The 24,518-nt window shown below is 70.0% G+C and carries 20 protein-coding genes and 1 pseudogene; 12 read left to right on the top strand and 9 right to left on the bottom strand.

Features of this window, described 5'->3' with window-relative positions; translation table 11 throughout:
• Positions 1 to 111 precede the first annotated feature (111 nt).
• Positions 112 to 1,323, bottom strand: a complete 1,212-nt coding sequence (locus SPRI_RS34755) for a phospholipase D-like domain-containing protein (RefSeq protein ID WP_005321501.1) — start codon at positions 1,321 to 1,323, stop codon at positions 112 to 114.
• Between the two features lie 303 nt (positions 1,324 to 1,626).
• Between SPRI_RS34755 and SPRI_RS34760 the strand changes: the two genes are divergently transcribed.
• The 3 genes from SPRI_RS34760 (at position 1,627) to SPRI_RS34770 (ending at position 4,397) form a co-directional block, all read left to right on the top strand.
• Complete coding sequence (locus SPRI_RS34760; protein ID WP_005321503.1) at positions 1,627 to 2,811, top strand: PP2C family protein-serine/threonine phosphatase; 1,185 nt, start codon at positions 1,627 to 1,629, stop codon at positions 2,809 to 2,811.
• A gap of 198 nt (positions 2,812 to 3,009) precedes the next feature.
• Complete coding sequence (locus SPRI_RS39590) at positions 3,010 to 3,180, top strand: hypothetical protein (protein WP_037775539.1); 171 nt, start codon at positions 3,010 to 3,012, stop codon at positions 3,178 to 3,180.
• A gap of 338 nt (positions 3,181 to 3,518) precedes the next feature.
• Positions 3,519 to 4,397 carry a SigB/SigF/SigG family RNA polymerase sigma factor gene (locus SPRI_RS34770; RefSeq protein WP_005321505.1) on the top strand — a complete coding sequence of 293 codons (879 nt, stop codon included), beginning with the start codon at positions 3,519 to 3,521 and terminating at the stop codon, positions 4,395 to 4,397.
• 48 nt (positions 4,398 to 4,445) lie between these two features.
• Here SPRI_RS34770 and SPRI_RS34775 read toward each other — a convergent pair whose 3' ends face one another.
• Complete coding sequence (locus tag SPRI_RS34775; RefSeq protein WP_005321506.1) at positions 4,446 to 4,961, bottom strand: MarR family winged helix-turn-helix transcriptional regulator; 516 nt, start codon at positions 4,959 to 4,961, stop codon at positions 4,446 to 4,448.
• 393 nt (positions 4,962 to 5,354) lie between these two features.
• Between SPRI_RS34775 and SPRI_RS34780 the strand changes: the two genes are divergently transcribed.
• Positions 5,355 to 5,729, top strand: coding sequence for an ATP-binding protein (locus tag SPRI_RS34780; protein WP_050791789.1), 375 nt, complete (start codon positions 5,355 to 5,357; stop codon positions 5,727 to 5,729).
• Here the strand turns inward: SPRI_RS34780 and SPRI_RS34785 are convergent.
• Positions 5,726 to 6,193, bottom strand: a complete 468-nt coding sequence (locus tag SPRI_RS34785) for a MarR family transcriptional regulator (protein ID WP_037775541.1) — start codon at positions 6,191 to 6,193, stop codon at positions 5,726 to 5,728. The genes SPRI_RS34780 and SPRI_RS34785 overlap by 4 nt on opposite strands.
• Before the next feature lie 277 nt (positions 6,194 to 6,470).
• On the opposite strand from SPRI_RS34785, the gene SPRI_RS34790 reads away from it, so the two are divergent.
• Together SPRI_RS34790 and SPRI_RS34795 are read left to right on the top strand one after the other, a co-directional pair.
• On the top strand, positions 6,471 to 9,965 hold the full coding sequence (locus tag SPRI_RS34790; RefSeq protein WP_037775542.1) for a HAMP domain-containing protein: 3,495 nt from the start codon (positions 6,471 to 6,473) through the stop codon (positions 9,963 to 9,965).
• A complete protein-coding gene (locus SPRI_RS34795) occupies positions 9,962 to 12,451 on the top strand; it encodes a SpoIIE family protein phosphatase (protein ID WP_005321510.1) in 2,490 nt (829 codons plus the stop codon). The genes SPRI_RS34790 and SPRI_RS34795 overlap by 4 nt, the downstream gene beginning before the upstream one ends.
• 33 nt (positions 12,452 to 12,484) lie before the next feature.
• Here SPRI_RS34795 and SPRI_RS34800 read toward each other — a convergent pair whose 3' ends face one another.
• Together SPRI_RS34800 and SPRI_RS34805 are read right to left on the bottom strand one after the other, a co-directional pair.
• Positions 12,485 to 13,078, bottom strand: coding sequence for a DUF488 domain-containing protein (locus tag SPRI_RS34800; RefSeq protein ID WP_005321511.1), 594 nt, complete (start codon positions 13,076 to 13,078; stop codon positions 12,485 to 12,487).
• Positions 13,079 to 13,153: 75 nt separating this feature from the next.
• Complete coding sequence (locus SPRI_RS34805; protein WP_005321519.1) at positions 13,154 to 13,879, bottom strand: DUF4386 domain-containing protein; 726 nt, start codon at positions 13,877 to 13,879, stop codon at positions 13,154 to 13,156.
• A gap of 117 nt (positions 13,880 to 13,996) precedes the next feature.
• On the opposite strand from SPRI_RS34805, the gene SPRI_RS34810 reads away from it, so the two are divergent.
• On the top strand, positions 13,997 to 14,701 hold the full coding sequence (locus tag SPRI_RS34810; protein WP_005321521.1) for a TetR/AcrR family transcriptional regulator: 705 nt from the start codon (positions 13,997 to 13,999) through the stop codon (positions 14,699 to 14,701).
• 678 nt (positions 14,702 to 15,379) lie between these two features.
• A complete protein-coding gene (locus SPRI_RS34815; RefSeq protein WP_005321523.1) occupies positions 15,380 to 15,883 on the top strand; it encodes a hypothetical protein in 504 nt (167 codons plus the stop codon).
• A gap of 162 nt (positions 15,884 to 16,045) precedes the next feature.
• Here SPRI_RS34815 and SPRI_RS34820 read toward each other — a convergent pair whose 3' ends face one another.
• The 3 genes from SPRI_RS34820 to SPRI_RS34830 form a co-directional block, all read right to left on the bottom strand.
• Positions 16,046 to 18,820 (bottom strand): P-loop NTPase fold protein, encoded by a 2,775-nt coding sequence (locus SPRI_RS34820; protein WP_005321526.1) that lies wholly within the window; start codon positions 18,818 to 18,820, stop codon positions 16,046 to 16,048.
• A gap of 275 nt (positions 18,821 to 19,095) precedes the next feature.
• Positions 19,096 to 19,374 (bottom strand): hypothetical protein, encoded by a 279-nt coding sequence (locus tag SPRI_RS34825; protein ID WP_005321529.1) that lies wholly within the window; start codon positions 19,372 to 19,374, stop codon positions 19,096 to 19,098.
• Positions 19,375 to 19,497: 123 nt separating this feature from the next.
• Positions 19,498 to 20,223, bottom strand: coding sequence for a TetR/AcrR family transcriptional regulator (locus SPRI_RS34830; protein ID WP_106428498.1), 726 nt, complete (start codon positions 20,221 to 20,223; stop codon positions 19,498 to 19,500).
• A gap of 530 nt (positions 20,224 to 20,753) precedes the next feature.
• Here SPRI_RS34830 and SPRI_RS34835 point away from each other — a divergent pair.
• The 4 genes and pseudogenes from SPRI_RS34835 to SPRI_RS39915 all read left to right on the top strand — a co-directional run.
• Positions 20,754 to 21,290: a hypothetical protein gene (locus tag SPRI_RS34835; RefSeq protein WP_234020468.1), complete on the top strand. Its 537-nt coding sequence runs from the start codon at positions 20,754 to 20,756 to the stop codon at positions 21,288 to 21,290.
• Positions 21,291 to 21,870: 580 nt separating this feature from the next.
• Complete coding sequence (locus tag SPRI_RS34840) at positions 21,871 to 22,116, top strand: DUF2283 domain-containing protein (protein WP_005321535.1); 246 nt, start codon at positions 21,871 to 21,873, stop codon at positions 22,114 to 22,116.
• A gap of 260 nt (positions 22,117 to 22,376) precedes the next feature.
• Positions 22,377 to 23,099 carry a dienelactone hydrolase family protein gene (locus tag SPRI_RS34845; RefSeq protein ID WP_005321536.1) on the top strand — a complete coding sequence of 241 codons (723 nt, stop codon included), beginning with the start codon at positions 22,377 to 22,379 and terminating at the stop codon, positions 23,097 to 23,099.
• Between the two features lie 315 nt (positions 23,100 to 23,414).
• Positions 23,415 to 23,550, top strand: a pseudogene (locus tag SPRI_RS39915) (IS5 family transposase); the annotation flags it as partial.
• A gap of 260 nt (positions 23,551 to 23,810) precedes the next feature.
• Here the strand turns inward: SPRI_RS39915 and SPRI_RS34850 are convergent.
• Positions 23,811 to 24,470: a DUF1326 domain-containing protein gene (locus SPRI_RS34850; RefSeq protein WP_005321537.1), complete on the bottom strand. Its 660-nt coding sequence runs from the start codon at positions 24,468 to 24,470 to the stop codon at positions 23,811 to 23,813.
• Positions 24,471 to 24,518 lie beyond the last annotated feature (48 nt).

Below are 24,518 nucleotides of genomic sequence, written 5' to 3' on the forward strand. Positions count from 1 at the left end.
CGGGCCCCGGTTGCGGCGGTCCGCTCGCCGGGGCCCGGTGCGGCGGATCCGCTCCCCGGCACCCGGTTCCAGGGAGCCGGCACGCGCGGGAAGCCGTGCCGGCACGACGCGTCACAGAAAGCGGCGTATCGGGGTGACCACCGCTTCGCGGAGGCGCTGGACGGGGGAGCGGCGCTTCCAGCGGCCGTCGACGATACGTTCGCTGACGGCCACGTCCTCGTCGAAGTCGGCGTCGAGGCGCGCGGTGAAGGTCTCGTCGAGGACGGCGAGCATCACCTCCTCGTCGTGGTCCAGCGAGCGGCGGTTGAAGTTGGTGGAGCCGACGAGGGATGCCACGCCGTCGACCGTGATGACCTTCGCGTGCATCATCGTCGGCTGGTAGTGCCATATGGTGACGCCGCAGCCGAGCAGCTGCTCGTAGTGCTGCTGCCCGGCGAGTTGGCACACCCGCTTGTCGGTGTACGGACCCGGCAGCAGGATCTCGACCTCGACGCCTCGCGCTCTCGCGGCGCAGATCATGTCGATGAAGAAGGGGTCCGGGGCGAAGTAGGCGGTGGCCAGGCGGACGCGGACCTCCGCGGACTCCAGGGCCACCCGGATCAGGGTCTGCATGTCCTGCCAGCCGATGCTCGCGGAGCCGCGGACGACCTGCACCGTCGCGCTCCCGCTCGGCGTGTGCTCGACGAACCGGTCACGGTCGTCGAAGAGCCGGTCGTGGCACTCGGCCCAGTTCTGGGCGAACGAGGCGGCGATGCCGTCGACGGCGGGTCCGCGGACCTCGACATGGGTGTCGCGCCACTCGTGTTCGTTACGGGCGTCGCCGCACCATTCCTCCGCGATGCCGACCCCGCCGGTGAATGCGGTCTGCTCGTCCACGACAAGGACCTTGCGATGGCAGCGGTGGTTCTGCTTGAAGGGCGACAGCCGCAACGGTCTTCGGAACCAGGCCACCTCCACCCCGGCGCGGTCCATCTCGTCCAGCAGGTCCTTCTCTATGAGCCGGCTGCCGAAGCCGTCGAGCAGCAGGCGGACGCGCACCCCGGCCCGGGCCCGCCCGGCGAGAGCGGCGGCGAAGTCGCGGGCGATCTCGCCACGCCAGTAGACGAAGGTCATCATGTCGACGGTGTGCCGGGCCTCGTTGATCGCCGACAGCATGGCCGGGAAGATCTCGTCCCCGTTGCGCAGGACCGTCAGTTCGTTCCCCTCGGTAGCGGCGATCCCGATCAGCCGCTCGAGGCGTCGGCGTATGCGCTGTTTACGGTCCTGCGCCGAGGAAGCGGGCGCTTCATGCCGGGGGTCCGGCTGATCGAGGGTGGTCGACATAGCTCACCTAGTCCATACGGGCCATGAATACGGGTCGTGGTCCGTCCACGGCCCTGGGGACTCGACGACTGTACAGACGGAGGGGCGGCGGGCAGCAGTGGTGCTCATGTCAACGGCGCCCGGCGGCTGCCGGACGGACACGGCCGGCCGGCGCCGGAGGATCCCGGGACTGCGCGGTCCGCGGCGTAGCCTGGGACGTGGGCATGAGGCCGGGCCCCCAGGGCAAAATCCCGGCGGCCGCAGCCGCGGCCGTGGAACCGCCGGCTTCCCGGGGTCGCCGGCCCGAACGAGATACGGGACGACGTGGAGAATTTCGCTGCTGTCGAGAAGGCGCTGCGCACGGCCGCGCCCCACGAGCTCGTCGACATCGTGACAGCGGCGCTGGCCGACCACTACGGCGCCCGGCGGACGCAGCTGCGGCTCGCCGACTACGCCATGCGCAGCCTCCAAGCCGTGGAACCCGTGCCTCTCGTCACGGAGCCGGTGCCCGTCAACGGCAGTCCGCAGGGGCGCGCATTCGGTGCCCAGGAGCCCGTCGTCACGCAGGATCCGGACCACGGGGCGGTCGAGGTGCACCTTCCGGTCACGGTCCGCGGCGGGCGGATGGGCGTGCTGTCCGTCACCCTGCCGGAGAACGCGTACACGGCGGCGGTCCTGCCCGAGATACAGCACATCTGCGAGGTCCTGGGCCACGAGATCCTGGTCGCGGAGCGTGACACCGACCTCTACGACCTCGCCCGGCGGGCCGCGCGGCTCACATTGGCCGCGGAGATGCAGTGGCAGCTGCTGCCCGGCCGCTCCTGCTCCCGCCCCGAGTTCTCGCTCGGCGCACACCTGGAACCGGCCTACGCGATCTTCGGCGACAACTACGACTGGTCCGCCTCCGCCGAACACCTGACGCTCACCGTCACCAACGGCATGGGGGAGGGCATCGAGGCAGCCCTGCTGACCAATCTCGCCGTCAACGCCCTGCGCAACGCCAGACGCGCCGGTCTCGACCTCCAGGGCCAGGCCATGCTGGCCGACCAGGCCGTCCACGCCCAGTACCACGGCCGTGCCCACGTCGCCGTCCTGCTGCTGCGCTTCGACATCGCCACCGGTGAGGTGGAGGCGATCGACGCGGGCTCTCCCCGCCTGTGGCGGCTGCGCGACGGAACCGTCGACCCGATCCCCTTCGAGCAGCAGCTGCCGCTGGGCATGTTCGAGGACACCGTGTACACGCCCCAGCGCTTCACGGTGCGCCCGGGCGACCGGCTGCTCATCGGCAGCGACGGGGTGTACGACGCCGCCTCTCCCTCCGGCGCGCGTTATGGCGAGCGGGCATTGGCACGGTCGCTGACCGGCACGCGGCTCCTGCCGCCCACCCAGGTCCCCGGCGCGGTGCTGCACGAACTCGCCGGGCATCACGGGGAGGTGCCGCTCGAGGACGACGCACTGGTCGTCTGCCTCGACTGGCACGGACGGCCCGACGGGGAGCACCGGGACTGAACGCCGGCCGTCGGCACCGGCGTACGGCGCCTGGTTCCGTCCGCCCGCGCAGGACGGTCCGCCGGCCGTGCCCGTGGAAGAGCCACGGCGCCTCATCGCGGGCGAATTCTTTTACCCGGACTTTTCCTGAAGAAACAAGGGCATCAAATGAATGTCCATTCGGGTGAGGGGCATACGGAATTCCGGAGGTGATGAGAAATGGTTCCCCTGCTTCTCGTCCTACTGCTTGCCCTGGTTCTTTTCGGAGCCGGTTTCGCGCTCAAGGCGCTGTGGTGGATCGCAGTGATCGTGCTCGTCGTGTGGTTGCTGGGATTCGTGATCCGGCCTGCGGCTTCAGGCGGCCGACGGAGCCGCTGGTACCGCTGGTAGGAATCCGTCCCCCGACCGCGGTGAGCGGCTGAGCAGCCGATGTCCACGTGATCCGCGTATGAAAGGAATTCCCATGGAACCGAACCTTTGGGCCCTTATCGACGACCTGGCGCACCGGGAGGGGCCCGGAAGTCCGTACGGCGGCTTCATGGGGTGACGTGCTCGCGGAGGCGGGGCGGACCGGAACGGTGTTCCGGTCCGCCCCGCCGGTCGTTCCGGCCCCCGTCCGGATCCACAGGTCTGAGCCGTCCCGGAAAGGGCAGAAGATTCTTGCTTTAGGGAAACTGTTGTCGGGTAGGGAAGATCACGACGGCGTACGGACGACCAGAGGAGACGTCATGGCCACCGCGGCACCGATCCAGGAGCAGTCGACGGAGCGGGGCGAGGGGGAAAGCCCCCTCGAGGGTCCCGGCGGGACCGTTCTGCCGCGCGTCGACGAGGCCTCCGAGGTGGCGCCCGCCGACGCCCGCAGGCTCTCCGCGCTGTTCTTCGACAGGCTCCAGCACCTCGAGGAAGGCACACCGGAGTACCAGTACGCGCGCAACACGTTGATCGAGATGAACATCTCCCTGGTCCGGTACGTCGCGCGGCGGTTCCGCAACCGCGCGGAGTCCGACGAGGACATCGTGCAGGTGGGCACCATCGGACTGATCAAGGCCATCGACCGGTTCGACCTCAGCCGTGAGGTCGAGTTCGCGACCTTCGCCGTCCCGTACATCCTCGGGGAGATCAAGCGCTTCTTCCGGGACACCAGCTGGGCCGTGCACGTCCCGCGCCGGCTCCAGGAGCTCCGGCTGGAGCTGGTGCAGGCGGTGAACGAACTCTCCGGCAAGCTGCACCGCGCCCCGACGGCAGCGGAGCTGTCGGAACACCTGGAGATTCCGGTCGAGGAGGTCACGGAAGGGCTCGTCGCGATGAACGGCTACGTGGCGAGCTCCTTCGACGTACCGAACACCGAAGGCGGCCCGAACGCCGAGGCCCCCTTCGCGGAGCGCTTCGGCGACCTCGACCCGGCGCTGGGCCTCGTCGAGGACCTCCAGGCGCTCAAGCCGCTGATCGAAGAGCTCGACGACCGGGACCGTCTGATCCTCCGGCTCCGTTTCGGCGACGAACTCAAGCAGGCGGAGATCGGGGAACGGCTCGGGATCTCGCAGATGCAGGTCTCACGTCTGCTCACCCGCACACTCACCAGGCTGCGCCAGAAGATGCTCACCTGAGGTCCCCGGTCCACTGATCGCTCTCGCGTCCGTGCGGCGACGCCGGGGTCAGGCGGAGCGCGCGTCCCCGGTCGACGGTTTGCGCCACGGCGCGGGACCCACGTCGTCCACCGCGTCCTGGAAGCTCGTCAGTCCGTTCAGCAGGGCTCTGCGGTCCGAGGGTGTCATCGTGGCGATCGCTTCCTCCAGCGCCTCCTGGCGCCTGGCCCTCAAATCGCGCAGGTACGCCTTGCCCCGGCCGGTCAGATGCAGCTCCAGCTCCCGCCGGCTGTGAGCACTCGGGAGCCGCCGCACGAGCCCGAGGGCCTCCAGCCGGTCGCACAGCCGGCTCACGGACGGCGGGGCGGCGTCCAGCAGCTCACCCAGCGTGCGGAGGTTCATCCCCTCCTCGTGGTCGAGGCCGTAGAGCACACGCAGCTGGGACGCCGACACGGGGGCCGGGGGCACCAGATCCCTGCCGCGCTCCCAGAGCACCTCCAGAAGCTCGATGAGTTCGCGCGCCGCCCTGGCGGCCCCGGCGGCGGTCTGCCGCGGGGGCCGCGAGGGTGTCCGGTTCGCGTCCATGTCTGGTGACACTCCGTCTCAGAAGTCGTCGGTTCGCGGCGTCGCTCCTGCGCCGCGCTCCCTGAGCGGAGCGCCGTCCCTGTCTCCCGGCCCGCGTGGGTGGCACTCGGGAAGGCCGCTCCGCCCGACAACCATATCTTTTCGAGCGTCGCCCCCCTTGATCCCCCGGGGTAAAGATCCCCGACGGCGGCCTAAGAACACCCGATTCGTATCCGGTAATTCACGATCGATATTTCCGGCTCGTGGCCGGGAAGGTCCGTGGATGCCGATTTCCCCGCCCTGGTGTCATGTACGGGAACAAGGGAACGCGAGTTGAAGAGCACGCCGTGTGAAAAGGAGGGCGAGCCGCCGGATGTGCACCGACACCTCAGCGGAAAAGGAGGACCACACGTGATGATCATTACCTCGGCGGAAGCGGACATCGGGGATGCCCGTCGCGCCACCTCGGAATTCGTCGGGCGGGCCGGCCCGGAGACGGCCGTGGACGACGTGGTGCTGGTGGTCTCCGAACTGGTCACCAATGCGGTGAAACACACGATCGGCTGGTGGCGGCTGCGCGTCAGCGTGCACCGCCGACGGCTGGTCGTGGACGTGGAGGACGCCAGCTGGGCCCCGCCCGTGCCGCGGAAGCCCGACGAAGGCGCGGTGGGCGGCCGCGGCTGGCAGATCGTGCAGCAACTCGCCGACAGCATCGAGGTCCTTCCCAACTCCGGGGGGAAGACCGTTCGCGCCGTCTGGTCCTGCGGCCGGCCGGGGTCCTCGGCCTAACGCCCCTCGCCGGGTTCCCTGAGGAGCCTCCCCAGGCCGCGCAGGCCCTGCAGCAGGTCCGCCCGCCGCGTACCGGACATGGCGTCGAGCGCCTCGGTCAGCTCAAGCTCCCGCTTCTCCCGCAACTCCCGCAGATACGCGTTCCCCCGCGCACTCAGCCGCAGCTCCAGCTCCCGCCGGCTCGCCGCGCTCGGCGTACGTTCCACGAACCCCAGGCCCTGGAGCCGGTCGCACAGGCGGCTCACCGACGGAGGGGCGGCTCCCAGCATGTCACCCAGGGTCCGCAGATTGATGCCCTCCTTGCGTTCGAGGGCGTAGAGGACCCGCAACTGCGAGGCGGACACCGGCGTCGACGCCGTGTCCCGGCCGCGCTCCCAGATGACCTCGAGCACCTCGATCACGTCACATGCCGCCCGTGAGGCCTCGCGGGTACGCGGCGGGGGTGACGCGGGGCTGGAATCCATGCGCTTCTTCCTCCGGGGGCGCGCTCGGGCGGGATCACACGGGCCGGGCAGCGGAACCGGTGACGACGGCGGCGCCGTGCCCACGCCGGAAGCCTATCCTCCGCCCCGGCCGCGCTTTGGTGTGCGCCTCGAGCCGGGGTAGTCTGCGGCGTAATTTGCCGTACGACAACCGTCGTACCGGGTGATGAGACGTCGTGGGGGCGGCCCACCGGTCGGGGGGCCGCGGGGAGGGCGCCGCTGCGGCGAGGCGCCCGGCGAGGGGTAGCGAGGAATGGGCATGGCTGAGACTTCTGCCGACAGCTCGAACACGGTGCCGCGCTCACGTGCGCGCGGCGCGGGCAAGGTCGGCGAGTCGGACCTGCGGCAGCTCCTGGCCGGTCTCACGGCCGTGCGTGACGGCGACTTCGGCACCCGGCTGCCGGACGGGGCGAACGGTCTCCTCGGCGAGATCGCGACCGTGTTCAACGGCATGGTGGACCAACTGTCGCTGTTCACGTCGGAGGTGACAAGGGTCGCCCGCGAGGTCGGCACCGAGGGCACCCTGGGCGGCCAGGCCGAGATCCCCGGCGTCTCCGGCACCTGGGCGGACCTGACCGACTCCGTCAACGCGATGGCGGGCAACCTCACCGCCCAGGTCCGCAACATCGCCCAGGTCACCACGGCCGTCGCACAGGGCGACCTGTCGCAGAAGATCACGGTCACCGCCCGGGGCGAGATCCTGGAGCTGAAGGAGACCATCAACACGATGGTCGACCAGTTGTCGTCGTTCGCCGACGAGGTGACCCGGGTGGCCCGCGAGGTCGGCACCGAGGGCAATCTCGGCGGCCAGGCCGACGTCAAGGGCGTCTCCGGGACATGGCGTGATCTGACCGACTCCGTGAACTCGATGGCCGGCAACCTCACCGGGCAGGTGCGGTCCATCGCGCAGGTGGCGACGGCCGTCGCACAGGGCGACCTGTCGCAGAAGATCACGGTCACCGCCCGGGGCGAGATCCTGGAGCTGAAGACGACCATCAACACGATGGTCGACCAGTTGTCGTCGTTCGCCGACGAGGTGACCCGGGTGGCCCGCGAGGTCGGCACCGAAGGCCGCCTCGGCGGCCAGGCCCGGGTGCCGAACGTCGCCGGAACCTGGAAGCGCCTCACCGAGAACGTCAACGAGCTGGCCGGCAACCTCACCCGTCAGGTGCGGGCGATCGGGGAGGTCGCCAGCGCCGTCGCGGAGGGCGACCTGACACGGTCCATCACCGTCGACGCCTCCGGCGAGGTCGCCGAGCTCAAGGACAACATCAACGCCATGGTCGGCTCGCTCCGCGCGACCACCAGGGCCAACCAGGAACAGGACTGGCTGAAGTCGAGCCTCGCCCTGATCTCCGGACTGATGCAGGGGCACCGTGACCTGGCCCAGGTCGCCGAACTCGTCATGGACGAGCTCACCCCGCTCGTCTCGGCCCAGTACGGTGCGTTCTACCTCGCGGAGGAGACCCCGGACGGCACCGAACTCCGGCGCGTCGGCTCCTACGGGCGCCCCGCCGGCAGCGCGGGCCACGACCGCTTCCGACTGGGCGAGTCCCTCGTAGGCCAGGCCGCCCGCAGCCGGCGGACCATCGAGGTAGACGGCGTCCCCGCCGACTACGTGAGCATCTCCTCCGGGCTCGGTAGGGCCACACCCGGAAGCCTGATCGTCCTGCCGATCGTCGTCGACGACCAGATCCTCGGCGTCATCGAACTGGCCTCCTTCACCCCCTTCACGCCCATCCACCGGGACTTCCTCGAACAGCTCATGGAGACGGTCGGCGGAAACGTCAACACCATCGTCGCCAACGCCCGGACCGACGAACTCCTCGGCGAGTCGCAGCGCCTCGCGAGCGAACTCCAGGCCCGTTCAGAGGAGTTGCAGGTCCAGCAGGAGGAACTCCAGCGCTCCAACGCCGAACTGGAGGAGAAGGCCGCCCTGCTGGCCGCCCAGAACAGGGACATCGAAGGCAAGAACCTCGAGATCGAGCAGGCGCGACAGGAACTGGAGGACCGCGCCCACCAGCTGTCGCTCGCCTCCAAGTACAAGTCCGAATTCCTGGCCAACATGAGCCACGAACTGCGGACCCCGCTCAACAGCCTGCTCATCCTCGCCCAGCTCCTGGCCCAGAACCCGACCCGCAACCTCACCGCCAAGCAGGTCGAGTACGCGGGCATCATCCACTCGGCCGGTTCCGACCTGCTTCAGCTGATCAACGACATCCTCGACCTGTCCAAGGTCGAGGCGGGGAAGATGGACATCAACCCGGAGCGGGTCGCACTCGCCCAGCTGCTGGACTACGTCGACGCCACGTTCCGCCCGCTCACCACGCAGAAGAGCCTCGACTTCACCATCCACACCGCACCCGGCGTACCGGTCGACCTCCTCACGGACGACTCCCGGCTGCGGCAGGTCCTGCGGAACCTGATCTCCAACGCGGTCAAGTTCACCGAACGCGGCAGCGTGAGGGTGCGCATCGAGCCCGCCACCGACGGCGAGCTCCCCGCCTCCGTCCACCGCGGGGGTGCCGTGGTCGCCTTCCGCGTCGAGGACACCGGCATCGGCATCCCGGAGCAGCAGCTCGAAGCGATCTTCGGCGCCTTCCAGCAGGCGGACGGCACGACCAGCCGCAAGTACGGCGGCACCGGGCTGGGGCTGTCCATCAGCCGCGAGATCGCGCACCTGCTCGGCGGCGCGCTCACCGCACGGAGCACACCCGGCCGCGGCAGCACCTTCACCCTGTACCTCCCCGTGGCCCGCGCCGACTTCCACGACACCCCGGACAGCGGGCACGAGGGACCCGCCGCCGGTGCCGCCCCCCAGGAGGGCGAGCCGTCGGACGCCCACCGGCAGGCCGCCGACGCCGAGGCGCGAGGACCGCGCAGGCTTCTCGTGATCGAGGAGCGGCCCCGCGGGCTGCTGTCCCTCGTCGCCGAGAGCGCGGTGGCCGAGCTGACCGGCCACGAGCTGGGCGACCGCGACGACATCGAACTGGTCGCGGCGGTCGGCCCGCAGGAGGCGGCGGAGGCACTGGCCACCGCACCGTTCCACTGCGTGGTCCTCGAGCTCGACATGGCGAACAGTGAGGCCCTGCACTTCCTGGACGCCATGGACGGCGACGCCGCGCTGCGGACCGTGCCCGTGCTGGCGCACAACAACCGCCGCCTCGACGCGGCCGACGAGAGGACTCTCGAGTCGCGCGCCCGCACACGGCCGCTGGAGCTCCTCTCCAGCCTGGACGAACTGCGGGAACGGATCGCGCTGCACCTGTCCGCCGACCAGCCCGGCGACGTCGTGCCCCTGCGACGTGGCGAGGAGACCCGCCCCCTCACCCCCCGGAGCGTGGACGACTCCCTCCACGGCCGCACCGTCCTCGTCGTCGACGACGACGCACGCAACCTCTTCGCCCTCAGCGGCATCCTGGAACTCCACGGTATCCAGGTCCTGCACGCCGAGAACGGCCGCAAGGGGATCGACGCCCTCGCCGAACACCCGGACATCGACCTCATCCTGATGGACGTGATGATGCCCGAGATGGACGGCTACGCCGCGACCGCCGAGATCAGGCGGATGCCGGCACACGCCGACCTTCCCATCGTCACGGTCACGGCGAAGGCCATGCCCGGCGACCGGGAGAAGAGCCTCGCCGCGGGCGCCAGCGACTACGTCACCAAGCCGGTCGACGCCGACGACCTCATCGCCTGTGTCCGCCGCTGGCTGAACCCGAAGTCGGGCGACGGCCTGGTGGTGTCATGACCCCCTCCGAGGACGCGGTCGGGCAGCACGGGGACCTCGGACCGGCCCTCCACGGTCATCAGGACGAGCCGCCCATCGCCACGATGGGCGCCGGCGTCGACGCCGTCGCCCGGCGAGTGATCACCACGACGGAGACAGGGGCGCAGCAGACGACCCCCGTCGGCCGTCTGGCTGCCACCGTGGAGCGGCTGCGGGCGGAAGTACGCGCCGCGCACGCCGCCGCCGACGGCAGGGCGCTGGTCGAACTCGCCAAGGGCATCCTGATCGAACGGCTGCGATGCGGTCCCGCACATGCCGCGCGCCAGCTCGCCGAACTCGCCGACCAGGCCCACCTGTCCCAGCTGGAACTGGCCGCGGACATCATCAACCAGGCCGCCCGCGACCAGGTCACGGAAGCGGCCGGCGAGTTCGTCCGGCAGGTGAACCACGGACCGGGCACCGACGAGGACACGGGCTCGTCCGTCTCCGTACGGCTGCGCACGGCGGAGAGCGCCGCGCTCGCCGCCGACGACACCCAGGCCGTCGCCGGGTCCCTGCTCGAGCACGCACTCGCCCCGCTGGGCGCGACGGCCGTGGCCATCTGGACCGCGGGCTCCGACTCCTCCCTCACCCTGCGCGGACACGCCGGATTCAGCGCCGACGAGGCCGGACGCTGGCGATACGTGCCGCCCGGTGTCGCGACCGTCGCCCGCCAGGCGCTCATCGAGCGGCGTGCCGTGCGGTTCTCGTCCCTGGCCGAGGCCCAGGTGCCCTCCATCGGGCAGAAGCAGTCACCCGGCGGCGGCCGCGTCGCCCTGCCCGCCGGAACCGGCGGCCGGATCCTCGGGGTGCTCGAGATCTGCTGGCCCCAGCAGCCTGCCCCGTGGTCACCGGCGGTCGCCCGCCAGATGGAGGCCCTGGCCGAGCTGTGCGCGCACACCCTCGACAGCCTCCCCGCCCCCGGCACGGAACTGCCGGCCGTACCGGAGCCCGCCGACGTGTCCGAGCTCGTCGACCTGGCGGACGGTCTGTACGACCCCGCGCTGGTGCTCACCCCGCACGTCGACGCGGAAGGCCACCTCACCGACTTCCGTGTCCGTCACGCCAACGGCAGCTTCGTGGACCCCGCGGGGCGCCCCCGCAGCGCCGTCAGCGGGGCCCTCCTGCTGGAGGCGTACCCCATGGCGGCCGGTGACAGCGAACTCTTCGAGAAGATCGAACGCGTCTACGCCACGGGCGAGCCCTTCCGCGCACAGCGCATGACGCTCACCGCGCTCGTGGACCAGGTCCCCCTCGCGTCCGTCGCCGACCTCAGCATCAGCCGGCACGGCGCCAGCGTCCTGCTCATCTGGCGCATCGAGGACGAGACCGCGCGCCTCGCCAGCCTGCTCCAGCACGCCCAGCGCCTCGGACGCATCGGCGGCTTCGAGGAGAACCTCGTCACGGGCGACATCACCTGGAACGGACAGCTCTTCGACCTGTACGGACGGGCCGTCACGGAGGACCCGGTGTCGCTGCACGACCTGGCCGAGCACGCGCACCCCGACGACACCGTCGCCATCGGCCGGTTCCTGCGGACCGTGCTCCACCACCGCAGGCCCACCTCGACGGCCTTCCGTCTCCAGCGTCCCGACGGCGTGACCCGCCACATCCGGGTCATCGCGGAACCGGTCCTCGACGCCGACGACCGTCTGCTCGCCCTGCGAGGGGCCTACCAGGACATCTCCTCCCAGCACTGGACCGAGGTGGCGCTCGCCGCCACCCGCGACCAACTCGCCCACACCGAACAGGAGTCGGCCGAGCGCAACCGGCTGGCGCTGCAGCTCCAGCACGCCATCATGCCGCCGACCCGCAACCCGCTCGACGCCCCCGGGCTCGAGGTCGCCGTCCGGTACCGTCCGGCGGAGGCCGAGTCGCTGGTGGGCGGCGACTGGTACGACGCCGTCGTCCTGCCGTCCGGGCGGATACTGCTCTGCGTCGGCGACATAGCGGGCCACGGCATCAAGGCCGCGACCGGGATGGTGATCCTGCGCAACGCGCTGCGCGGCCTCGCCGTCACCGGCGCGGGCCCCGGACAGCTGCTGTCCTGGCTGAACATCGTGGCCCACCATCTCACCGAACAGGTCACCGCCACCGCCGTGTGCGGCCTGTACGACCCGCGGACCCGCGTACTGCGCTGGGCCAGGGCCGGTCATCTGCCTCCCGTGCTGGTGCGCGGACAGCAGGCCGACACCCTGCCGATGCTCGGCGGACTGCTCCTCGGCGTCATGCCGGACGCCCCGTACCAGGAAGGCGAGGTCCAGCTCGAGCCCGACGACACGCTGCTGATGTACACCGACGGCCTGGTCGAACGCCGGGACACCGCCGTCCACGACTCGCTGTCCCAGCTGCTCACGGCCGCCCGGACCCCGGCCGCCTCCCTCGACCGCCGGCTGGACCTGCTGCTCACGCACAGCAAGTCGGACACCGACGACGACACGTGCCTCATCGGCATCCAGGTGTCCTGATCGCGTACGGGCGTCGTCCTGGGTACCGGCGTCCTACGTACGGGCGTCGTCCTGCGTACCGGCGTCGTCGTACACGAGGAGGCCGTCGTGGCGCAGACGTGCGCCTGGCGTGGGGCTGTGCGGCGTGAGGCGTCCATCGTGCATGAGGTGGTGGACGCGCACGCCGCGGGCCATGACGGCGAAGTCGGCGATCAGACGCCGGTGGCAGCGCCACCACACCGCTTCGCTGCACATCACCGCGGTGCGCTCCCGCTGCGCCTGGTCCAGGAGGGCGTCCATGGCCGTGACGAACTCCGGGCTGCGGGTGTGGGCGGCGTAGCCGCGGAAGGAGGCGTTGCGCCAGACCGTGTCGGGCGAGTCCGGGGACGGTTTGCGGAAGCCGCCCAGGCGCGGCTCCCACCGGTAGGCGATGCCCTCTTGTGGCATCCACCGGCCCAGCCGCTGCCGTGACACGTCCGGTTCGCGGCGGCTGCCGGGCGCGGTCCGGACGTCCACGACGGCGGTGACGCCGGCTCCCCGGAGCAGGAGCGCCAGCGTTCCCCGGTCCGCGGTGCTGTGGCCGAAGGTGATCAGTTCGGGCCGGGGCGTCGGAGCGCCCTCCGCCGGGTCGGCGCGGTCATGGTCCATACATCGAGTTCACCAGTTCCAGGGCCGCCCGGCACGGCCCGACGGGCCGCGCCTTCTCTGACGCCCGGTGAATCGTCACCCGGCTGCTGGGGTGACAGGACTCCTCCCGTCGCTGAACTCGTCGAGGACGCCTGCCGGTTCGAACCCCTTGGTGATGAGCCGGACGGCGAGACCGACCTCCCACGCGAAGACGGGGACCGCCGCGACCGCCCCTGGCACGGAGACCTGCTCGTACAGGCCGAACATCACTCCGGTCGCCGAAGCGCAGATCAGCGCGCCCCCTGCGAGTCCCAACACGCCGATGAACCGTGGGACCAGCCCGGCGCGGTACATCAACCACGCCAGTACGAGCGAGTTGGCTCCCAGGATGACGTTGGGCCCCATGAGGAACGTCCAGTCATGGACGGCCACCAGGGTCCTGCCCGCTGTGACGAGCGAGGCGGTGTCACCGGCCGCCGCTCCGTCCGAGCCCCTGCGCAGCGTCACCACCGACAGGACGCTGACGATGCCGACGATGATGACGGCGGCCTCGAGGAGGCGGGCGCACACGTAACCCAGTGCGGCCCCCTCGTTCTGCTTCTTCAGGACCGGGAACAGTACGACTCCCGTTCCCACGACAGCCGCCGCCAGGACGATCTCGCACAGCGCGCCGAGGAACACCCGCGTGTCCGCGCCGGGCCCGACGACGTAGCCCGCGTCGTGCAGGACAGGGCCGTACAGCGCGAGCCCGCCCATCGCGGCCACCTCGGTGACGAGGAAGAGGACTCCTGCGACGACCGCGGTTCTTCTGGTTGGTACCACCGGACCACCCCCATAGAAAGGTGTACGGCGTACACCTCGGGCTCACGGTAGGTGTACGCCGTACACTCGTCAAGCGAGGTGCTCGGTACGGCAGGATCACGAGGGAGCTGGTGGGACATGGCTCGGCAGGCGGAAGCAGGGCGCCGGACTCCCCTGACCAGGGAACGGGTGCTGCGGGCCGCTGTCGCGCTCGCCGACGGCATCGGGATCGAAGCGCTGAGCATGCGCAAGCTCGCACAGGAGCTGGGCGTGGTGCCGATGGCGCTCTACAAGCACGTCGCGAACAAGGAGCAGCTCCTCGACGGCATGGTCGATGTCGTCGTGGGCGAGATCGACCCGCCCGCCCCGGGGGCCGACTGGAAGAGTGCGGTACGCCAGAGGGTCCTCTCGGCGCGGCGAGCTCTCCTCGCACACCCGTGGGCGGCCCGAGTGATCCAATCGCGCAGCGGCCCGACACCGGTCGTGCTCGCGTACATGGACTCGGTGATCGGCATCTTCCGGACCGGTGGCTTCTCCGTCGACCTGACGCACCATGTGATGCACGCTCTGGGCAGCCGCATGATCGGAATCACACAGGAACTGTTCGACCCTCCGCCCGGTCCGCGAGCACAGGTGCCCGCGCCGCAGGAGGGCGCGGGGGAGTACCCGTACGTGATGGAACTCGCCGGCGCGGTGGCCCATGACAAGGACTCCGTGGTGGGCCAGGGCTGTGACGACCAGTTCGAGTTCGAGTTCGCGTTGGATCTTCTCCTGGACGGGTTCGAGAGACTGCAGCGGCAGGGGTGGTTTTCTGCAGACCACATGAGAGACGAGGGCCGGTGACGGATCTCCTCTCGGCGGTCATCGGCCATCACCTGACGCGGGCGGGCCGCACGGCTTGATTGGCGCCATGGCCCCGCCGATACCCCCCACGCCCGCCGCCCTGGAGTCGATCGCGGGCACAGCTCGGCTGGACGAAGTCCTGACGTGTCTGCGCGCGCGTCGGCCGGTGTTCCACTCGGAGGCCGATCCCCAGCACAGCTTCGCCCTCGTGGTGGACGGGGTCGCGCCGAAGGTCAGGTGCCGTCTGGAGGTCCCGGTGCGCGGGAGGGACGCGTCGGAGGGCGCCCCTGTGGCGCCCGGGCAGCACAGCATGCCCACCAGGGACGAAGAGTTCCGCATCCACGACGGCCGTGAGCTGAGCGGCACCTGCTGTGGGCCGGCGGCTCCTTCCCGGGCAACACCCGGTGCTCCGCGGCACCTACAGGCTCGCCTGGCGCCCGTACGCGCAGCTGGAGGGCCCAGGAGGCGAGTTCCGCTGCCCCGCGGTGTTCGTCACTCCGAACCCGGCGCAGGCCCAGCCGCTCCACGACGGGTGAACGGCAGCCGCCCCGTGCACCGGCCGGCGGGTGCCCGGGTGGCGTGACGTGGCACCTTCACGGCTGTCGCGTCACCTCGTCACAGATGTGCGAGCCCGGGGGACGCGCGAGGGCGGACTCGGACGTTCGGCATACTCCCGGCATGGACATACGAGCCGTTGCCCGCGCGCACCTGCTGATCACCGCTCTGCTGGCGCTCGCCGCGGCGGCACTGGCGGCGTTCGGTGGCTTGCTCCTCGGCGGGCCGGCGATGGCGGCCCTCTCGGGCGTCGTGACCGGTGCAGGCGCCTGCGCCGGGTCGTTCCTCGTCCGGCGCCGCGTCTTCGCCGACCTGCGGAAGGCCGAGGGGCAGGCTTCTGCCGAGGGTTTCGCCGAGGGACTGTCTCAAGGGGTACTGCTCGGTGTCGCGACCTACCAGGCCGCCGCGTTCCCCCTCGCCGGTCCCGGCAGCGTCACCGTCGAAGAACGCGCGGCGCGCCGCACCCTCGCCTACCGGATCGCCGCGGATGACGGCCTCCCGCACGCCGTGCGGACGGCCGCGGCCGCCGCGCTCGAGGCGATCGACGACGGCCTGGACGACGGACGTGCCCGAGATGCGGTCCGGCGACTGGCGCTGGCGGTGTACGAGCAGCGCAGGCACCGCTGACCCGGCACGGGACGGACGGCTGACCCCGCACGGGACGGACGGCGCAACGTACGGCGCGACGGTGGTGGCGCGGGTGTTCGCTGGTGCTCACCGAGTTCGAGCCTGTCGGCCGAAAGGGCCGAAAGAGCCGAAAGGCGGCGCAGAAGCCGCAGCCGTCACGCCTCACGTCCGGGCCGGGGGAACCCGGACAGGCAGGAGGGTGCCGCTCAGGGCGCGCAGATGCCACGCGCCGCGGGCCGCGTCGATCAACGGCCGTGCGCTGTGCGGGGAGACGGTCAACTCGAGCCGGGCCTCGGCAAGGAACTGGAACTGCCCTGCCGGCGCTGCGCTCGCGGTGCGGCGCCGGTCCTCGAAGTCATCAGGTTGGAAGATCTGCAGCAAGGTGAGCGCGTAGTACGTGTAGGCAGACGCTTCTGTGATCAGTTGCCGAGCCGCCTCCGGTGGCTCGGTCGGAGATCCGGTAGGAGGCACCGCCCCGGAGGCTGCCAGATACTCCAGAGCCTCCATGAGTTCACTTGTGGTGCCGGCGCGAGCATGGCGCAAGTGGTCCATCACGACACGGTAGGTCGACAACCAGGCCGCGTTCTCGTGCGTCCAGTGCAGCTTGGACAGAAGGGTGCGGAAGCCTGCAAGCGTGTCGTACAACTCCTCGACGATCAGGCGACCGGAGATCTCGGTGAGCTCGACTGCCGGCGCCTGCCGAGCGGATGAGATGTCCTCGTGCATTTCGAGCGTGCGACGCCCGTACCGGATCAGGTCCCGGGGGACGCCTCCCGACAGCGCATGCGCCAGCAGCACATAGGGCTCGGGAAGGTCGCTGGCCCGCTTGGCCATGATGGCGAGGGACTGCGTCACGTCCCCGGGCTGGACATGCAGGATGTCGTCGAGCGAACTGTCCGTGGCATCACGGTCAGGGAGCCCCCGTCTGACGAAGGCGGCACCGACATCCTCGGCGACGGAGATGAGGTAGTGCACCTGGGGAACGCCCAGAATTGCTTTGACCTCACTGAGGAAATGCAGTGCTTGCTGCTCGGTGCCAAGACGGTCGAGCTCGTCGATGCACACGATGGTGCGCCCGCGTTGCCGGTGCACATGGTTGGCGACATCGCCGAGTCGGGCCCTCAGGTCTTCCACCAACTGCGGAAAGTTCAGGGGAACACTCGCCAGTGACGAGGCATGCGCACTGCCGAGCACGCCGGGCCCTGCCACGCCCATGTTGAAGGTGGCCGACGTCGACTGGGTAGTTCTGAGTTGGAACAGGTGATCGCGACACTTGATCACCAGTTCGGGTTCTTCCCGCTTCGTTCTCCAGCGCCCGATGTAGAAGAGCAGCATTCCCGCTACGAAGCAGGCCAGCCGAGCCGGGTTCTCCGAATCGAGCAACAGGGCCTGGAACGTCGTGCTGCGCCAGATGACGACAGCGGCCGAGCACGCCAGCAGGAAACCGGCCGCCTTCCACCCCCGCTCCTTCATGGAGCTCGAGGTCTTGTCACCGCGGACCAAGGCGACGACGCACAGGACCAGCAGGAGCACAATCAGGAGGACCTTGGCCTGACCGGGAGCTGCCGCGTCGGGCAATGCCCCGACGTGACGCCTGAAGTCGGGGTCGAAAAGGACGCTGAGGAATGCCCCCGGCATCAGACAGTACGCGGTGACGCGGGCCACAGCGGCAGGTCCGCGCAGCAACCTTCGCCGCCACCGGGGGGACTTCCTCAGTCGCCAGATGAGCAGTCCCGCCACAGTGACGGAAAGGCCGGCACCGACGCTCCGGCCGTGCCAGATGTCTCCCGCGTGCTGTGCAACCCAGTGGCCCGCCGTTCCCGCCCGCGAGCGCACTCCGGCGTTGTGCTCGTCCCACCACGCCTTCGCGGTGGCGGCAGTGCCGAGCACGATCAGTGCGGCGGCGGGAATGCCGAAGAAGAGGCGGCGTCGCAAGCTGCGGAACGCGCGGCGCATGCGCTGACCGGTTCGCACAAAGCCTGACAGCCGCGTCAGCTGCGGAACCTCGAAGCCTTCACGCCGGATGAACTGCTCGCACAGCGTGACGAACGCCGAATAGACCAAGTCGTAGGGGTGATATGCGGCCGGCACCCTGATGCGGAGCTGAAAGTCGTTCTTCCCGGCCGACTCATTCAGCAGTGTGGTCTTGCCGGCCCCGCGTGGACCGGACACGGCGATCGTTCCCCCTTCGAGGGCCGAAAGCTTCCGCTCCAGCTGGCGTGAAGCCTCGCTGGAGACCACCCAGTCGACACTGGCGGCGGTTCGCAGACCGTCGTAGTGGCCCGGCAGGAGAACTGAGTGCGGATCAGTTCCCATGAGTTCATCGATCACGGCGAGGGCTGCACCGGGCGTGCCGTTGACCCGTAGGTCATCTTCCCACCGCTTCGCCGCATTGCGGACCTCCACGGCGGAGAGAGGCAGGTACAGGAGATGGAGAAACAGTTCGAACTGGGTCTTGAGGTTCTGCTTCGACCGCGGCTTGGACACGGCAACGACGAAGGGCACAGTGGTAGCGATGAACAACGCGACGAGCAGGGCCTGTTCGACCCAGAACGAGAATGCCGACCGCTGCAGGTAGAAGATGGCCGTGACGCAAGCGGGCACGCTGACAACCGCCAGGGCGGACCACACATCAGCGCCGACGACCTGACGCAGCCGCACCAACTCGGCCCGTGTGCGGTCCAGTTCGCGAACCGCCGTTCGGTAGCCACGAAGCGATGGTTCGACGTAGGCCAGGGCCCGACCGACCGTATCCGGCGACTCCATCTCGGCGAGCACCGCCGCCGCGGTGACCCCGGGCCGGGCATCAAATCGCCTTCGGACCTGCGGGGAGTCAAGGCCCGCGGCCACAGCCCGCGCGTACGCTCCGCGTTCGGCTGCTGTGTCGCAGCTGAGTAATGGGCCTGCCGCCGGTGTCGGAGGCGTCGCGATCTGCACGGAGCGGTTCCTTCGGTGTCGGTGGGGTGCGGTTGCCCGCTTGGGCAAGAGGGTCCGGGACATCGCCCGGCGAGTCATGCCGGCCAGGGGTTGCCTCGTCGAGGTCTCTCCCCACAGGTCCGGCATCAGGCGGTCATGGGCTGTGGTCGCAGGTGCCCGGACAGCGGCCTGCACGGCAGCCGCCGGCGGGCCGGCACGCTGAGCTGCCGGACCACCGGCGTCGATCGTCGACCAGGCCGCCGGTCCGACCGGACCGGAATCACGCCCGTGTCGGCTCAGGGGCGTATCTGCTCGATCAGGCGGAGATGGCAGGAGGCCTCGCCCCGGCCGTTCTTCGGCAGCACCCAGAAGGAACCGTCGCTGTCACGGCCCACCACCGTCGATGTGCCCTTCAGCGAGTCAGGGGTGTGGCTCCTGGCGACCTTGTGCAACTCGACGAGAGCCTGCTCGCGGGTCTTGTTCCCCGTCACCGGCCGCACGACCTTCACGTGTCGGTGCGATGCCGACCCATCGGCAGTGACCGTCTCCTCTGCGATGATCAACCACGTAGACATCCATCAGCCTTCCTGTAAATGGCTTCGCGTCGTGCGGACATGGCGAGTGACGAGCTGCACCGGGGCGCCCGCCGCGCTGCCGAGGCGGCCGCGCCCTCGGCGGGGGCGATTGCCGGCGCGGGCCTAACGCACCGGCGGTTTGTACTGCTCCTGCAGGTCCAGGCCGCGCATCAGGTCGAGCATCAGCAACTCGAACATCGGCTCCTGATCGGAGAAGAGCGGAGCGAAGTGCCCGAAGACCTCCATTGCGATCTGGCCGTAGAGCGACCGCCAGCAGTTCAGCATCACGACCATGGCGCCGGGGGGAAGATCCACGCCGGTATCGATCCGGTAGTCCTGCATCTGCTGCCGCAGTCGTGGCTCCATGTCCTCTTCGGCGAGGACCGGGTACGCGCGTTCCGTCCACAACTCCACGAAGACCGGGCCCCAGACGGCGGCGAGTCGCCGAACCCAGGCGCTGGTCAGCTCGCCGTGAGCGTCGCCGGCGGCCGTTGACGGTGAGCCGAACAGGAGATTGAACTCCGGCTGGTGTGTGATCGCCCACCTGCGGAGTGAACGCACCGGTTCGATCAGCCGCATCGCGAAGTTGTCCGCAGGACACGCATCGGAAGCAGACTGCAGCTCCGCCACCAGGTGATCGACGATGTCCTCGGCGACACGGCACACGATCTCCGGGAGACCGCCCTGGAAGTGGTGGTAGAGGGCGGCCGGAGTCACCTCGACACGGCGTGCGATCTCGGCAAGGGTGAGAGCCTCGACCCCCTGGCGCCTGATGATGTCGCGTGCGGCCGATCGCACCTCGGCCGACATCTGCGCGCGCAGCCGCTCACGACGCCCCAAGTTCGCCATCCGCACCCCTCCCTCACGCCCATCCTCACACCGCAGCCGAGGAACGTGACGTTCAGGGTGGCGTGCCGCTCGTCGACCTCGGTGGGCTCCGGCAAGGAATTCGCCGGTGATGACGCCCGCCGTCCCCACCTGGATCCCGGTTTCCACCAAGAGGGATGCCTCCTTGCGCTGCTCGACAACTGCCCCTCTGCTAAAGGGGCTTTAGAAAGTAGCGCATATTTAAGATCCTTCTCCAGACGTCTGCGCCAGGATGGCCACTTTCGTGTGACCCTTCGGCCGCCGCCGGGCAGCGCATCCTGCTGCCCGGCGGCGGCCGAGCACACAGGTCGGCCCGGCTGCCCACGGCCGGTCCCGCGTTTCGACCGGGGCGGGGAGAGCGGGTGGCGGGGCGTCGTGTGCATCCGCTGCGCGCCGGACCGCGAGGCGGCGCAGGGCGGCTCGGGAACCGTTCACCTGGATCCTGCGTGAGCTCTTGACGTGTTGTCGGCCGGCGGTGAGGGGACCCGATGAGAGCGCGGACGATGGTGGGCGTGGCGGTATCGGCCTGGGTGGCGCTGGTGGCGTGCGGGTGCGGTCCGAAGGACTCGAAGGGGGACGCGGCCGCGAAGCCTCTGCGGCCGTCCGCGTCCAAGGGGGCCGAAGAGCCGTCGGCCACACCGTCCGTGTCCGCCGGGACCGAGAAGCCGTCGGCCGGGCCGACCGGCGAACAGCCTGGGCCCAGGACGCAGGAGGGCGCGATCCGGCGGTACGAGCAGTACCTCCACGCCTTGGGCCGTGAGGACATCGACACGGTCTGCGAAGTGGCCGGGCCGGCCGCGAAGCAGGCAGAGGATCAGGGATTCGGCCCGTGCACGTCCACGTACGTCGCCGTGTTCCAGATGATCTCGCCCGAGCAGAAGAAGGCTCTGCAAACCGCGACGGTCGACCCGCAGCGCATCGCCGTGCGAACGCCGGAGAAGATCGAGATGCCGGTCGAAGCGATCAGGGCCTCCGTCACCTTCTCCGAGAGCGACCTCGGCAGCAGCACCCTGGAGTACCTCAAGAACGACTGGTACATCACCGACTGAACCCCGGACGCGCCGTACGCGGAACTGCCCGCCGGAGGGCTCCGTGCGCCACCGGGGCGGCCGGTCGACGGGCGGCGGCCCGCCGACGGGCTCCATGCCGCACCGTGCTGCTCCTACCGTCTCGCCGGCACCTGAGCTCGCGATGGAGAAGCATCCGAGGCGGCTGAGTCAACGGCGTACGAGGCTGCGTCAGATGGCCGCATCCGCTGCCGACAGCATGAGGTCTGCCCGTGACCCGCACCGAAGCGGCCGCGACCACGGCGGACACGTCAGTCGTCGCGACACTGTCGGTACTCGGCCGCTTGCTCGCGGTCCGGGCTCTCATCGTCACGGCCGCCGACCCGGTCTGGGCCGCGTCATCCCCTTGGCCCCGAACGGAACCCTGACAGAGGTGAGATGGGGGCATCGCCCCGCCGATCGCGGTTGGCTGCGCAAAACTCCGTTGCGGCACCACGCGCATCGCCGACATCGTCAGGGCGTCCTGGCCTTGCGGTTCGCCGCCTCAATACGAGGCCGGCGAAGCCTCCGGCAGGGACAAGGACACTGCCGACATCAACGACACCAAGGGAGCCGGCCCACCGTGGCAGACGTCAGAGTCACCTACGACAAGACCGCGAACGCAGCGTACGTGTACCTCACCGATCCGCAGACCCACGTGAAATCCGCTCACATGTACCCCTGCGATCCGGTGGACGTCGACGGCATGATCAACCTCGACTTCGACGAGCAGGACCGCCTCATCGGCATCGAGGTGTTGGCGGCCACTTCGAAACTGCCCGAGTACCTGCTCCGGTCCGCAGAGCGCCTGGACGCCGAAGGGGCATGAAGCTTGCGGAGCGCAGTGCCACCCGACGGTTGGAGGGCATGGACGCGCTCTGTGCGGTGAGGCCGCATCCGGCCACAGGGCTCACGGAAACCCGGTGGCGGTCCACGTCGACCGTTGCTAATCTCCCGGAGGCCGTGCGAGAGAACGAGGAGGTGGTACCCGTGAACGCAGTATCGACATGGGTGCTCCCCTCCGGGGTCACGGTCGGGCGATAGGTCGTCCGGGATCGCCGTCCCAGCGCATTCCCGAAGGACACGACCATGCAATTCACTTCTGAGCAGCGCCTCGACGACGGCGTCCTCGAGCGCGAATTCACCCTCGGCGAGATCCCCGGCACCCTGTGGACGCCCGGATCCGCACCGGCCCCGCTGGTCCTGATGGCCCACAACAACGGCCTGCCCAAGGCGGATTCCCGGCTGGTGGCCCGGGCCCGGTACACCGCGGCGCGCGGCTACGCGGTGGCCACCATCGACGCCGCAGGGTGCGGCGACCGTCCCCGTTCCGCCGCCGACGAGCAGGCCCGTGCCGACTTCCGGCGGGCGATGCAGGCCGGCGAGCCGGTCGACGAGTTCTTGGAGTCCTTCATCGGCCCGCTGGTCGAAAACGCGGTCCCGGAATGGCGGACCACTCTGGACGCCCTCCTCGAGCTGCCCGAGACCGGCGGCCCGGTCGGGTACTCCGGGGGGTGGGCCGCGCTCGGTATCCGGCTGGCGGTGGTCGAGCCGCGCATCGTGGCCGCGGGTTTCTTCGCCGGGGGGTACGTGCCCCGTGCCCAGCGCGAGGAGGCCCGGCAGGTCACCGTTCCGCTGCTGTTCCTGCTGCAGTGGGACGACGAAGGGAACCCCCGTCAGCGGGCCCTGGAGCTGTTCGACGCCTTCGGCAGCAAGGAGAAGACGTTGCACGCCAATCCGGGAGGGCACACCGGCACCCCGTGGTTCGAGCTGGAGGACGGGTGCCGGTTCTTCGACCGACACCTGAAGTGAGGCCGGTCCGTTCGGTGAGCCGCGGACGATAGGCGGTGGTCGGGCCATGATGCCGCCATCGAGAAGGACAGGTCCCGGCCCTTCTCGATGGCGGTGGCCGTGAGGCGCCGTAGGCGTCTGCTGTGGCAGGTGGGTACAAGGGCGGGTCTCGAAGCTCCGTATCTGGCCCCTTCCCTCCTGTCCGCAACACGCCGCCTGTTGCGCCTTGTTGCGCCCTGTGGCGGGGATGGCCGCCCTCGGTACTGCCAGAAACATGCCTCTCGGACGGCGGCCGTCTCCCAGCGACCCGTCCGATCCCGTTGGGAACTGCTGGACGACCAGCTCAACGGTCTGCTCCGCCGACCGGTCCGACAGGCTGCGGGCCGGGACGCCGAACCAGGCGCCTGCGTGCTGGGTGCCCGGAGCAGCAAGACCCGCCAACGGCCCAGCCGCCGACCACGGCGTCCGCGCGCTCGCCTCGGCCCTCGACCGCTTGCGCGCGTGGCCGGCGGCCGCCGGTGGACGGAGTCGGCTCGCGGCGCGATTCCGTTAGGTGACCTTGACGAGAGGCGCAGGAAGAGGGCCGGGTAGGCAGGTGGGTTCACCTGGCAGGGGCGGAGCCGCTGCGCATGAGGACGTCTCATGTCTCCGGCAATGTGGGCAGACAGCTACGCCGCCCCGCCACGGGCTGACACAGTGCCGCCCCGGCGCGGCGCGGACCGTGCCCCGCTGTCAGCCCGGACCGCCGGTCCAGTCGAAGGGGAAGTGCTTGCTCGACTTCCCGGAGCGGTCCCAGGAGAAGCCGTACGCGTCGGCGTGGTCGGTGGTGGCCCGTCCCCAGGTGGCGACCTGGCCCGGCCCGACCTCGGCGCCCGGCGCGTTGTGCACTTGCACCCGTGCCCCTTCCGGGGTGGTCGGCCCGGTCAGAGCCTCTGCGCTTGCCGACACCCGCCCGGGGATCTCCGCGCGCCAGGTGGCCAGGTCGTCGTCGACCTCGATCCGGATGGGGGCGAACTCCATGCCCCGCATCTCGGGGCCGAACATCTCGCCGAATTCAGCGGGCCATCCGCCCGCCTCGCCGCCGAAGATGCTCTGGAGAGCGGCACGCTGCTGCTCGTCGGAGCGCTCGTCGAAGAAGACAGCGGCGTACGCGTCGGTGTGCTCGCGGGCCCAGGGGTTGCCCACGAATGAGCCGAGCATCACCACATTGAGATCGTCGAGCCGTACATCGCCGAAGTTGCCTTCCCGGATGTGCCAGGCGAGCACCCCTTCGCAGTCGCCGTAAGTCGGAGGCTGCGCGAAAGTGCAGGGGCACGGAATGGCGCACTTGCACACGTCGAACCAGTCGCCGGCCAGATGCCAGCGTGCATCGGTGATGACCTGTTCTGTCATGGCGCTTCCCTCCCGTCGGGCCCATCGGAGCCCACTCGGAGTGGCGAG

Source organism: Streptomyces pristinaespiralis, assembly GCF_001278075.1.
GTDB lineage: Bacteria > Actinomycetota > Actinomycetes > Streptomycetales > Streptomycetaceae > Streptomyces > Streptomyces pristinaespiralis.

What these genes read in the sequence shown, in the direction of transcription:
- SPRI_RS34845 (WP_005321536.1), top strand. Translation starts at nt 22,377, where the DNA reads ATGCAATTCACTTCTGAGCAGCGCCTCGACGACGGCGTCCTCGAGCGC.
- SPRI_RS34810 (WP_005321521.1), top strand. Translation starts at nt 13,997, where the DNA reads ATGGCTCGGCAGGCGGAAGCAGGGCGCCGGACTCCCCTGACCAGGGAA.
- SPRI_RS34790 (WP_037775542.1), top strand. Translation starts at nt 6,471, where the DNA reads ATGGCTGAGACTTCTGCCGACAGCTCGAACACGGTGCCGCGCTCACGT.
- SPRI_RS34775 (WP_005321506.1), bottom strand. Translation starts at nt 4,961, where the DNA reads ATGGACGCGAACCGGACACCCTCGCGGCCCCCGCGGCAGACCGCCGCC.
- SPRI_RS34785 (WP_037775541.1), bottom strand. Translation starts at nt 6,193, where the DNA reads ATGGATTCCAGCCCCGCGTCACCCCCGCCGCGTACCCGCGAGGCCTCA.
- SPRI_RS34755 (WP_005321501.1), bottom strand. Translation starts at nt 1,323, where the DNA reads ATGTCGACCACCCTCGATCAGCCGGACCCCCGGCATGAAGCGCCCGCT.
- SPRI_RS34815 (WP_005321523.1), top strand. Translation starts at nt 15,380, where the DNA reads ATGGACATACGAGCCGTTGCCCGCGCGCACCTGCTGATCACCGCTCTG.
- SPRI_RS39590 (WP_037775539.1), top strand. Translation starts at nt 3,010, where the DNA reads ATGGTTCCCCTGCTTCTCGTCCTACTGCTTGCCCTGGTTCTTTTCGGA.
- SPRI_RS34795 (WP_005321510.1), top strand. Translation starts at nt 9,962, where the DNA reads ATGACCCCCTCCGAGGACGCGGTCGGGCAGCACGGGGACCTCGGACCG.
- SPRI_RS34770 (WP_005321505.1), top strand. Translation starts at nt 3,519, where the DNA reads ATGGCCACCGCGGCACCGATCCAGGAGCAGTCGACGGAGCGGGGCGAG.
- SPRI_RS34780 (WP_050791789.1), top strand. Translation starts at nt 5,355, where the DNA reads ATGATCATTACCTCGGCGGAAGCGGACATCGGGGATGCCCGTCGCGCC.
- SPRI_RS34800 (WP_005321511.1), bottom strand. Translation starts at nt 13,078, where the DNA reads ATGGACCATGACCGCGCCGACCCGGCGGAGGGCGCTCCGACGCCCCGG.
- SPRI_RS34850 (WP_005321537.1), bottom strand. Translation starts at nt 24,470, where the DNA reads ATGACAGAACAGGTCATCACCGATGCACGCTGGCATCTGGCCGGCGAC.
- SPRI_RS34825 (WP_005321529.1), bottom strand. Translation starts at nt 19,374, where the DNA reads ATGTCTACGTGGTTGATCATCGCAGAGGAGACGGTCACTGCCGATGGG.
- SPRI_RS34830 (WP_106428498.1), bottom strand. Translation starts at nt 20,223, where the DNA reads ATGGCGAACTTGGGGCGTCGTGAGCGGCTGCGCGCGCAGATGTCGGCC.